Genomic DNA, 11,264 nt, shown 5'->3' with positions numbered 1-11,264 from the left:
ATAACTTGGTTTTTAGCGATTAAGGTAAAACACGGCGTAATGTCGCAAAACATTGTTCTGCTTTTTCATTACTACAAAAGTTAATGGTCGATGGATTTTTCCACTGCACAAAATACTGGGAAATCTCGCCTGTTTGATCTTCCTGAAGACCCGAGCAATCTTTTTCATTATTGTCATACTTTACCTGTAAAACCAGTGCAGGTAACAAAGTACGTTCCTCTTGGGATTGCTGATAGTCATAAATGCCTGATGACCACTCTTGCCCACTTTTTATAATGACATTGTTATTACTTTTAAAATTATAATATTCAATACATTTTTTATTATTGGCAACTTGCATTCCCCATAAACCCACAATTTCGGGACGAGTTGTGACACGAATAGTATTTGAACTTTCTGTTTCAGTTGTGTCAGCTTCTGTTGCCACAACTGCTTTATTGTCATTTGCCATCGTTACAGATGAGCATAATATAAGTAAAATTGTTAGATATGCGTTTTTCATACAGAAGTTCAAGGCTAAAATTCTCTCTCTATAACTTAGCATATTTTTATGAAAAACCAGTATTTATCACCATATTACAACAATATATTCATTCATTTTTATCTGAAAAATAGCAATAAGATAGTGACTTGAAAATATTAAATTATTCATTATAAATCTGAATAACAATGATCTACTTCATATGACCTCTAACCACATCCTATATTTTTATTCATGATCAAAATATTCCTATTTTATTTTTTTGGATAGAAAATTAAATTTTTAACGCTTAGGCTATATTATAGAACAATAAAATGTTGCCCTTCGTAAACACTGATTGGCTCATCTACATACCCTTCTATACAGCAACAAGCCAACGCTTTTCTGATTATCAAAGTTGATCAAACACTTTATCAATCAAAAGCTTCAGGCTAAATCGGGTCAGTATTGCTTCTTGATATAAAATCCATTACAACAACTAAAGTTCATATCAAAAACAAAACAAGGACCTTAATGAATCTTTCTGAATATCTACAATATGACGGGCTAGGATTGGCCGAATTGGTTGTAAACAAAGAAATTTCATCTTCCGAATTACTGAATTTAGCATTAGAACGTGCAACCCATACCAATCCAAAATTAAATGCCATTATTATTCCAATGCATGACTATGCACAGAAACGTACTCAGCAAGAATTAACCGGTCCTTTTGCGGGTGTGCCTTTTTTAGTGAAGGACTTATTTCAAGAATATGCCGGCTACCCCACTTCATATGGCTGTAAAGGCTTAAAACGCATCAATCATATTTCTGAACATAATTCTGAAATTGTGAATCGTTGGGAAAATGCCGGCATTGTTACCTTTGGACGTACAAATACTCCAGAATTTGGCATTAAAGGAATTACCGAGCCTGATGCCTGGGGAACCTGTCACAACCCCTGGAATTTAAAACACAATAGTGGCGGTTCTTCAGGCGGTTCCGCATCTGCGGTTGCAGCAGGGATTGTTCCGATTGCCGGCGCTGGAGATGGCGGTGGTTCTATTCGTATTCCAGCATCGTACTGTGGCTTATTTGGTTTAAAACCAAGCCGTGGACGTACCCCTTGGGGACCACAAATGAGTGAAGCCATGCATGGAGCCGCTATTCAACACATCCTCGCAAAAACGGTACGCGATAGCGCAGCAATGCTGGATGCGACCCACGGCGCTGAACATAGTTCTTTATTTAAAATTGAACATCCTCAAAGTAGCTATTTAGACGCCATGCAACATCCGCCTAAAAAATTAAAAATCGCTTTTAGTACCCATTCACCTATAGGCACCCATGTTTCTAAAGATGCGATTGCTGCAGTTCACCATACAGCAAAATTATTGGAGTCATTAGGTCATACTGTGGTGGAAGATACACCACCAATTGATGGCATGGCGCTGGCCAAAGATTTTATTACCACCTGGTTCAGTCAGTTTTCTTATATCCTGGACCAGATTAAACAACAACATCAGGCAAAAGATAGTGATTTTGAACTGGATTCACTCGCACTTGCTGCCTTCGGTGGGCAAACCACGGCAATTGAGTATATTCACAACCTGAATAACTGGGGTGTCTATGCTACGAAAATGAATCATTTTTTTGATCGCTATGACTTATATTTAACCCCTGCAACCGCCACTGTCGCACCTAAAAATGGGGAAATTAAAATTCCCAACTGGCAAAAACCGATTTTGAAAAGCCTATTAAAACTTCGTAAAGCCCATTTACTGGCTCAAGGAAAATTGGTAGATCAAATTGTCAAAGAAAATCTAAAATGGGTTCCTTTTACACAGTTGGCCAATATTACCGGTCTTCCTGCAATGTCTGTTCCACTCTACTGGAATCAAGACAATTTGCCTTTAGGTTCACAGTTTATTGCTCCCTTTGCCCGTGAAGACTTATTACTGCAACTCGCAAATCAACTTGAACAAGCCCAGCCTTGGTTTAATCGGTACAGTGAAATTCAACTGTAAAATAAGCACACAATATTTGAGCTTTTACTTTTAGGCTTGTTGGATCTGTTTCGGTAGCCATCGAACAAACAGCAAGCCCATTAAAGTTGAAAGCCCTGCAATCATAAAAACCATCTCGCCAGAGATCAGTTGCCAATATCTCCCTGCCAAGATACTGCCTATAGCTACACCCAAACCCCACATGGTGCTATACATCGCTTGCCCACGACCTTGTTGCCCCATTGAAAAATTCTGAAAAATAATGCGCATGGCAATCATATGAAACAAGCCAAAACTAAATGCATGAATGGTTTGTGCTAAAAACTGCGCAATAAATAAATTGGGTAATAGACCAACCACAATCCATCTTGCTCCGGTCAGCACCAGGCACAGGCTCACCAGACTACGCCAAGAAAATCGAGTTAAGAAAATATTGGCAAAAGCGAACATGATAATTTCAGCAATCACGCCAACCGACCATAAAAAGCCGATTTCAGTGGTACTAAAACCAATTTGATGCAAATAATTGCTATAAAAACTATAAAATGGTGCATGAGAAAATAACAACACAAATTCAATTGCAAAAAACGCAGCCACGATAGGTCGTTTTAATATCGGTAACAGTGGTTCTAATTGCGGCTGTGCGTGCGGTGCTGCATTCGGCTCTTTAATGCTAAAGGACCAAATAAAAGCCAGAAATGCAATACACAGCAACATGACCGGTAACATTGAAATCGGTACAATTTCCAATAAAGCTCCGATGCCAAACACAGCCACAATAAAGCCTATAGAACCCCACTTTCTCACTTTGCCATACAATTGAGTTCGTTTTTCACCTAACCAGAATAAAGTTACCCCTTCAAATTGCGCTAAAATTGCATTTTGAAAAAAACTAAAAATAAGCATGAGTAAGGCGACAGATTGGAAAGTATTTGGAATCAGGAAAATCATGAACCAAATACAAGCCTCCATCCAGGTTGCAATACGCACCAACAGCATTCTTTTGCCAGATTTATCGGCAATCCATCCCCAAATAAACGGTGCAAAAAATCGTGTCACAATCGCAATGGAAGATAAAAGCCCGATTTCTTGATAATTAAAGCCCTGATCCTCAAGATAAAGGTTCCAAAAAGGCATGAAAGTTCCTACTATTGAATAGTAGAAAAAGTAGAATCCTGACAGTTTATGTTGGATTGGCAAGCTTAGCATTTAGTTGCATTCCATTGTATTTTCAATAACTTAAAACATTTAATAGTTGCATCACATTGCATAATTTTGCCACTAATTGCACTTCAATAGTCTACAAATCTGTCTACAAAAATTAAAATAAATATTTTTTCATTTTTTGTAGACTACTAGTAGGTAGCCCCCAATCATACTGATTTTATTTTAAAAATTTATAAAAACAGAATCGAATGCACAAAATATTGTCATGATTCATGATAGTCATTTTAAAGGAAAGCTTGTTATGGTTGTGACATTACAGGGGTACTCACCACGTTAACACAACAAAATCTTCTCAATAAGAATTCTTGTGCTCAATGAGCAATGTAAGGTCATGTCACGCCAGAACCTAACGTAGAATTACTTTAGGTGGGAAGTTTTTTGACGATAGCCTATTAGAAATATTATGAAATTTTCAGAATAAATTATGATCAGATCTAATGGTAAAAATACTGATATATTTAAAATTAGATTTATAAAAAATGGAGTACATTCTCGTGATTAAAATAAAAAATCATATGCTGAAGATAGTACTAAGTTGTATTTTCTTAAGTTCTGCATCTGTAATTGCCTCTCCACCAATCTCCTCTCGCAGTACAGCTCAAATACCTACTGTAGCGGGTACAAAGCCAGGTACTTTATTATCTATACAACCACAACAAACAGATTTATTTTCAAATGCATCACAACGATTTTTAATTACCTACCGTAGTCGCGGAATACAAACAGAACCAATTGTAGCTTCCGGATTTATTTTATTACCAAAAGGGAAAGCACCAAAAGGTGGCTGGCCAGTTTTAGCATGGGCTCATGGTACAACAGGCGTTGCTGATACCTGTGCTCCATCAGGAGATTATGTGAATGGACCCGTTCACGTTTATCAGCAAATAGTAGCAAAAGCTTTAAATGCTTGGCTTGCTCGCGGATATGCAGTAGTCGCACCAGACTATCAGGGTTTAGGTACACCAGGCGGACATCCATATATGAATGCTCAGAGTCAATTGCATACTGTAGTTGATGCTGTAAGAGCAATACATCTTTTAAAACCCAATCAACTAAGTAATAACTGGTTTGTCATGGGACATAGTCAAGGAGGTGCTGCTTCTCTTGCTGTCGCAGCATATGGACAAAAAGACGCACCTGAACTTAATTTACACGGTGCGGTAGCACTTGCGCCCGGCGGTTACCAATATGAGGGAATTGCTGAATATGTAGCAACTCACTCTCAAATTGATACAAGTGTCGCGGCATTTTTTCCAATCGTTCTTCTAGGTGCCGAAGCTGCAGATCCTAACCTTGCTCCAGAAAATTTAGTTAGCCCAGAAATGGGGGATATTCTTAATTCTGCACGTAGTCGTTGTTTGTCAGAATTGCAATCTGATCTAAAGGCAGCGCCTAAAACAGTTTTTAAACCAAATGTAGATTTGGCACCTTTAACAAATTATTTAAAAAAGCAGTCTATTGAAAATATGACACCTACCGTGCCAGTTCTACTTGTACAAGGTGAGAAAGATCAGCTTGTAGATTACCGTGGCACTTATGCTTACTATCAGCAAGTGTGCACGAAGCGAAAACCTATCGCGTTTCACCCAGTCAAAAATGGAGATCATCGTGACTCTTTAAGACAAAGTGAATTCCTGATTGGAAGTTTTATCAATTCAGTTGAACAAGGAAAATCTTTAAATACCTGTAGCGCAAAATAACAATGGAATGGTATAGCCCTCACTTGAGGGCTTTTTCAATTCACTTTGAATACTTAATCAATACCATTGCTACAGCTTTTGCAGCAGTCCAATACTTCGCATTAAATTGTGCCAACTCGGCTTCATTTGAAATAAATCCAAGTTCCACAATCAAACCGCCATTACTGATAAATCCAAGTTTTCCACGTGCTGACTGACTTTGATCAATCCAACCATTATCGCCACGCAACCGACTGCCAAAAACATTAGCAACCGCCTTGGATAAGTCTTGTGCCAATTTCTTATCTTTCGGTAGAGCAATGGTTTCAATGCCATTCGCATGTTTTGATGCTGCGGCATTCATATGAAATTCAACTGCTACAGATGAGCCTTTGATGAGCTTAATGGCTGTGCTTAAGTCTTGGTTAAGTGTGCCCACCCCATCCGTTTTATATTGAATTCCTGCTTCAGATAAATAATGTGCCACGGCATTACGGAACTGAGCAGCAAGATCAGCTTCTTTAAATTTACCATTCACCGCACCGGGATCGGAATTGCTATGCCCAGCTGTGACTGTGACAAACTGGTTTACGCCATGTAATTCAGGTTGCTTTTTAAGTCGAGCAAGCACCATGGCCACACCAACAAAACAACCTATCCATTCCGCGATATTTTCAGGAATCTTATTTTTAAGCTCTTGTGGGATTAGGTTCCAGATATTAACAAACTGTTCTGATAATAAAATTAAGGCATAAAAAAAGGCGCTAATTGCGCCTACTTGTACCGACTTGAGTTTCCAAGCCTCTTTCCAGTTATCGATTAGTTTCATTTAATACTCCAATTTCCTGATTGACGTCTAAGCCATGCTTCAATAAATGTGCTTCCCAAAATCCCTAAAGCCGATGCAATTGCGATCAAGGCTAATGGGTTAATGTCTGGTATCTGCAATACAATTGCGCCTGAAATTGTCGATGTTGCAGCGCCTAAAATCGTGCGCCCAATCATCAAGCGCCATGTCAGCTTTTCATCTGAAACAAGCAGCTTTGCAAAGCAGATACATGCCCCAATCACAATGAGTAGCAGTAAATTTTTTTCATGCTCTTGCATGAATCCCCCTAAATTTTGGCAATAAAAAAGCACCTGAAGGTGCATTGTGTTGTTGAAATTTAAACTTCTATTTGCGAATACTGTCCGGTTGGTGCTGGTCGTAAAATTACCTGATTGGCAACAAATACCCGTGCACCTAAATTGTAGGTTGTACCTGAGGTACAAAGTACTGGACCAGACCCTCCGTCGATCTGCACCCGATATTCTGGATGATTGACTGAGGTGATAGTGCCAATGTATTCAGCATGTGTTGGATTGAGTAGCTTTCGCAGTTCAAACAAAGGATTACTCACGGCTGATGCGCTCCACAGTAATGGTTTCGTTTACCTTGTTATGTGAAAAACTACCACTCACCCCACCACCGAGCATTAAATGCGATAGTTTTACCCGGTAGCATCTCTCCTATTTCTTGGCTCACTGGAATATCTGCAAAAGTATGTAGCTCCTGAATACTTGATTTAATAAGTTCAGCTTTTCCGTAACTTGCACCAGACACCACGTTAAACAATGGCCCTGTAACTGTTCCAAGTGGAACATCACCAGAAGTTCCACGCTGCATCACCTTTAGGCTCTCACCGCTACGGCTATTCACTACTGTAATAGCATTGAAGTCAGCAATATATTCATCGTTCTGCTTGATGGTCTGCTGCATCACCACGCTTTCAGGTAGCAGGATGTCATAATCATCAACAGTTAGAGAATCCCAATAGCCTTTTTGGTAGCGGGGTAAAATGCTCAATGTATTACCTGATTTCCGGCTATAGATAAAACCACCGCCCGCATCAACTACCTGTTTAATGGCATCAATTGGCGCAAGTTCTGCATAGCTCAGGCTTTCTGTTTGCACAATCCAGCCTAACTCATCAATCAATTTCCAATCCAAAGCGGTATTGGGCTGAGCTCGATCAAGTTCAGCCTGCACCAGTTGAACAGAGGTACGCTCATTATCCTGAATAAATGAGCGTGTTGGTCCGTACTTGTCAGAATTTAATGCAGTCACACTTCGACCAGGGTAGGTATATAAAACACTGGCAAAGCGACGGGTTTCCTCTGGATCTTCAAGCAGAATATGATGCTCAAAACCATTGATCATGACTTTCAGAATCACTGGCTGCCCATCAATCGGCTGAAGCTTGTCTTTTTCAGTATGAGAGACTGTGATTGAGTAGGTCCAACACCACTGTGATCGGCTGGTGCTGTATATACCATCGATGACTTGGATTTTTTCACCAGTATCCAGTCGCTCAGCTGTTAATGTATTCACGATATACCACCAGTTTCTATTCGGTAGTGCAGAAATACAGTCATCTGCACCAAAATTTAAAACAACATTGTGTGAATCAACTTCATTGCAAAGGCAGATGAAATTAAGGCCTGTGTTTCCTTTATATTTTGGGATTTCGGGCTTAGGCCACGGCAAAATCGGGTGTTTGCGATAATGAATTGCTTTGGCTTTATCCCAAGGTAAATGTGACTGAATTGGTTGTGACTGAATCAATCCAGAATTCCCCGTTATTCACAGATGGAAGTGCACCTGAATCAACTTTTAAAACACGATCTGCTAGATAACCATGTGCACCACCATAAGTGAAGGTAACCTGATTGCCTGAGACCATCACACTCGATACTGTTTGCACGTTATAGCCTAACGCAAGCATCTTTTTAAAACGATCTGGAAACAATGCTTTTGATCCAGCACAGAAATCCAAACCAATGTCCGAAAAATCAAATAATTTAGTTTGCGTCTGCTTCATCGCCATTTTTATTTACTCATAAAAAAGACCGCATAAAGCGGTCATATTTGATTCAGATTTTAGACAACGCGGTCAATATCGCCACGTAGCATGATTTGGAATTGATCAGAGATAGCAGCTGGTTCGGATTGCTTTACGGTTCGAATCACCCATACCGGGAAGTTTGCAGCAATCGTATTGAAGCGCAAGACATTGCCATTTGCCCAACCTATCCCCCAGCCTTCTTTTTTAATAAGGAAGTAAGGAACACCGGTCACTGGATTAAGCCAAGAATCTCTGAATCCAGTGGAATATAGGTATAAGCTACAGCGTTATAACGAACAGATGAGGAATCCACCCAAACTGGGACATTGATATATGTGTCCGCTCCTTCCTGATATTCCAGCAACGGGTCATACCAGTTATTCGCTTCAATCTCTGCTCGGTTAGCTTCGGTGATTTTGGTTTTGGTGTAAAATAAAATCGTAACAAAACCATTGTCCCAATTGACCTGACCATGCGCCTGACTGGTTTCAATCCCCCCATTTTCATCGGCGGTCAGTGTCAGTTGCCCGTGTGCAATGGTCCCCACTACCACAGTTAAAGACTGTGGACGGATCGGCATGATCGGTGTTCTAAAGCTGATTTTATTGACTGGCGGGAGATCGGTTGTTGTGGTTAAGGATTCCAGGCTAATCGTGTTATCTGTATTCGGTGTCCATGAGTCAATTTCAACAATACCTGTTCCGTACTGAATCACACCAGACTGAATCCCGCTGTTATTGGCGGGATCCACATTGCGATAAAGCAAACCGGCGCGATCCAAAAATGTGTCAGTACCAACCTTGAATCGTGCTGAACCTATCAAAATCTGTTCATCAAATCCAGAAGATAAATCCAGCTTGAGCTTATTTGCGGTAATTGTATGTGTTGCCGAGTTAGATCCTGATGTATCACGATATTTAACTTTCACATCGACAGCATTAAAGGCTTTGAGTTCAACCTGTTCACCTTGAATACTGGATGCTTGCGGAGAGTAAAAAGACATAATTCCTCGCTATGCTGACGCATAAACAGTCATTGGTGTGTAAGCAAACACAAACTTGTTTGTAGTGGATTGTGGTGTCACTTCAATTGCGCCAGTAGCATAAATAATGCTGCCCTGTACTTGACCGCGACTATTTACCAGATTGCCAACTGTAGAATTCACTGGTACATCTATTAGTGTTGCAGTTCCTGAATTTGATCCATCGCTACTTTTAACCGGAATACTCAACTCAACACTATTAGACTGAATGGCTGATCCCGTACCAATCGTAAACACTAGTTTTTGGTTAGCATCTGGTGCAACATCGGTTTTGGTTTGTTCAATCGATGTGCCGTAGTTGTAGACTACTGAGAAGACTGTGCCTTTTTGCGGCAATTTATCTGGAATAATCTTACCGATACCGGTTGCATAGTTAATTCCACCTGTCGCATCACCGGTAAACTTACCTTGAGCATTTGAAGTCGCTGTTTTAACTACCCCTTCAAGAGTCCAGTTAATAGTGATACCTGGTAAAACACCTGCACGACCTAAATCAAAATCAAATGAAGCTTTATTTACGCTCAAGTTTGATCTTATAAAAGTGACAATCGGTGTACCCCAATTCAATAGGATTGGAGTATCCACGTCAGGTAAAGCACCAGTGGTTAAGAGCCATGAACCAGTTTCATAGTTAATCATGCCCGAGCCAAAGGAAGGACTGGCAGCCTTGAGCTGTCCTGATCCATCATCCTGCAAGGTATAAAACTTGCCCTGACTCATGTATGAGATCGACAAAGCACCAGGTGCTGGAATAGGAATTAAAATCCCTGTCCAGTTGGTGCTTTGGTTATTCTGAGTCACTGGAATGGCATGGCTTTGATAATACTGATTCGGTGCGGAAGCTGGTTTAAATGTGATATCAAGATTCACTGTTCCAGTTGATGCAGATGATGTCCACTGAATCAAGCCACGCTGATAATCAATCATTCCGACTTGTGTGCTTTGGGTGTTCTTTAATAAGCCACCATGATCGGTGATTGCCTGACCTTGCAAGGTAAAAGACACGCTTGATGGAATAACCGCTGAGCCAATATAAAGATTCTGACTAACCCCAATAGTTATATTTGGATAATTGACTGTAATGACTCCTTCGCTGCCTGCTACCAACACCACACTTTCACCAGCAGCATTCACATCAATGATCGGGGTTTCAGTCTGAGCAGATGGAATCAGCTGCGCAAAGATGCTTTTGGCATTAACAGTAAATTCACCAAGATTCGCATCAGATGCTAATGCAGTAGATGAGTAATACAGCCCAGTATCAGCAACGATGGTATCGCGGATAATGGTTTTTGATTTTTCACCGTTGTACCACTGACGTGCTGACAAACCAACAAAATCAACTTCAATCGGATCGCTCAGGGAGTAGGTCGCAATCTTATAGTCAATATTCTTATTATCCACCACTATAATCGCAGTACGTGGTTCAACCTTGGTGATCCGCACATATTGCTCACGCTCTGTAGCTTTGCCTTCATCACTAATCAGAACAATGGTGTCGCCCACCGAAGACTCTGTTTCTTGAGGAAACATAGCTACCTGTAATGACTTCATGCCTTTCCAGTGTGTATCCAGCGGGGTGCCAGCAATCTGACCGCCTTTGGCTAGGTAGTTTTCCACCCGATTTTGTGCAGACTGACGTTCATCGGTCCAGTTCTTGGTGCTGAATAGCAATGCTGAGACGTTTGGGTCTTTGGGAAGTTCAGAGATAAAGACCGTTGCACCCATTAATAGATCAGTGTCTTCAGTTATCACCGCCGGGAAAAGTTTACGCATGGATACATCACCCATGGTTCGATCCATTTCAGATACATCATTAAACAGGTTATTACTGATACCATCTTGAACTACAACGCCAGAGTATTTACCACCGCCATCCGAGTTGTCAGTCAAGCGTTCAGACTTGTAAATTACTAAATCTTTGGTTTCAATCGCCATCGTTTAACTCCGTAAAGCGTAAGGTCACG

The 11,264-nt window shown here is 40.5% G+C and carries 9 protein-coding genes and 2 pseudogenes; 2 read left to right on the top strand and 9 right to left on the bottom strand.

All coding sequences use genetic code 11. The features are described from left to right. Positions 1–19: 19 nt before the first annotated feature. Positions 20–502 carry a hypothetical protein gene (locus HLH18_RS04700; protein ID WP_171545948.1) on the bottom strand — a complete coding sequence of 161 codons (483 nt, stop codon included), beginning with the start codon at positions 500–502 and terminating at the stop codon, positions 20–22. A gap of 492 nt (positions 503–994) precedes the next feature. Between HLH18_RS04700 and HLH18_RS04695 the strand changes: the two genes are divergently transcribed. Then, the gene (locus tag HLH18_RS04695) at positions 995–2,485 is read left to right on the top strand and encodes an amidase (protein WP_171545947.1); all 1,491 of its coding nucleotides are present in this window, start codon (positions 995–997) and stop codon (positions 2,483–2,485) included. A 30-nt stretch (positions 2,486–2,515) separates the two neighbouring features. On the opposite strand, the gene HLH18_RS04690 is transcribed toward HLH18_RS04695, so the two are convergent. Beyond that, positions 2,516–3,673 carry an MFS transporter gene (locus tag HLH18_RS04690; RefSeq protein WP_171545946.1) on the bottom strand — a complete coding sequence of 386 codons (1,158 nt, stop codon included), beginning with the start codon at positions 3,671–3,673 and terminating at the stop codon, positions 2,516–2,518. 512 nt (positions 3,674–4,185) lie between these two features. Here HLH18_RS04690 and HLH18_RS04685 point away from each other — a divergent pair. Continuing rightward, on the top strand, positions 4,186–5,391 hold the full coding sequence (locus HLH18_RS04685) for an alpha/beta fold hydrolase (RefSeq protein ID WP_171545945.1): 1,206 nt from the start codon (positions 4,186–4,188) through the stop codon (positions 5,389–5,391). 40 nt (positions 5,392–5,431) lie between these two features. Here HLH18_RS04685 and HLH18_RS04680 read toward each other — a convergent pair whose 3' ends face one another. The 7 genes and pseudogenes from HLH18_RS04680 to HLH18_RS04650 form a co-directional block, all read right to left on the bottom strand. Further along, entirely contained in the window at positions 5,432–6,199 is a 768-nt protein-coding gene (locus HLH18_RS04680; protein WP_171545944.1) for an N-acetylmuramoyl-L-alanine amidase, read from the bottom strand. Then, positions 6,196–6,477 (bottom strand): phage holin family protein, encoded by a 282-nt coding sequence (locus tag HLH18_RS04675; RefSeq protein WP_171545943.1) that lies wholly within the window; start codon positions 6,475–6,477, stop codon positions 6,196–6,198. The genes HLH18_RS04680 and HLH18_RS04675 overlap by 4 nt, the downstream gene beginning before the upstream one ends. Positions 6,478–6,536: 59 nt before the next feature. Then, entirely contained in the window at positions 6,537–6,770 is a 234-nt protein-coding gene (locus tag HLH18_RS04670; RefSeq protein WP_171545942.1) for a hypothetical protein, read from the bottom strand. After that, positions 6,763–7,954: pseudogene (locus HLH18_RS04665) on the bottom strand (hypothetical protein); the annotation flags it as partial. The gene HLH18_RS04670 and the pseudogene HLH18_RS04665, both read right to left, overlap by 8 nt. Continuing rightward, positions 7,932–8,237: a hypothetical protein gene (locus HLH18_RS04660; protein ID WP_250852373.1), complete on the bottom strand. Its 306-nt coding sequence runs from the start codon at positions 8,235–8,237 to the stop codon at positions 7,932–7,934. The gene HLH18_RS04660 and the pseudogene HLH18_RS04665, both read right to left, overlap by 23 nt. A gap of 53 nt (positions 8,238–8,290) precedes the next feature. Continuing rightward, positions 8,291–9,258: pseudogene (locus tag HLH18_RS04655) on the bottom strand (hypothetical protein). 9 nt (positions 9,259–9,267) lie between these two features. Next, entirely contained in the window at positions 9,268–11,235 is a 1,968-nt protein-coding gene (locus HLH18_RS04650; RefSeq protein WP_171545941.1) for a hypothetical protein, read from the bottom strand. Between the last annotated feature and the right edge of the window lie 29 nt (positions 11,236–11,264).

Origin of the sequence: Acinetobacter sp. ANC 5414 (assembly GCF_013004295.1) — a bacterium.
In the GTDB taxonomy this organism is placed as follows: Bacteria; Pseudomonadota; Gammaproteobacteria; order Pseudomonadales; family Moraxellaceae; genus Acinetobacter.
The sequence above is the reverse complement of the archived record's forward strand: the minus strand, read 5'-3'. Positions and strand labels throughout refer to the sequence as shown.

Bases quoted from the DNA above. Each gene is read 5' to 3' on its own strand.
- HLH18_RS04700 (WP_171545948.1), bottom strand. From the start codon at position 502: ATGAAAAACGCATATCTAACAATTTTACTTATATTATGCTCATCTGTA.
- HLH18_RS04695 (WP_171545947.1), top strand. From the start codon at position 995: ATGAATCTTTCTGAATATCTACAATATGACGGGCTAGGATTGGCCGAA.
- HLH18_RS04690 (WP_171545946.1), bottom strand. From the start codon at position 3,673: ATGCTAAGCTTGCCAATCCAACATAAACTGTCAGGATTCTACTTTTTC.
- HLH18_RS04680 (WP_171545944.1), bottom strand. From the start codon at position 6,199: ATGAAACTAATCGATAACTGGAAAGAGGCTTGGAAACTCAAGTCGGTA.
- HLH18_RS04675 (WP_171545943.1), bottom strand. From the start codon at position 6,477: ATGCAAGAGCATGAAAAAAATTTACTGCTACTCATTGTGATTGGGGCA.
- HLH18_RS04660 (WP_250852373.1), bottom strand. From the start codon at position 8,237: ATGGCGATGAAGCAGACGCAAACTAAATTATTTGATTTTTCGGACATT.
- HLH18_RS04650 (WP_171545941.1), bottom strand. From the start codon at position 11,235: ATGGCGATTGAAACCAAAGATTTAGTAATTTACAAGTCTGAACGCTTG.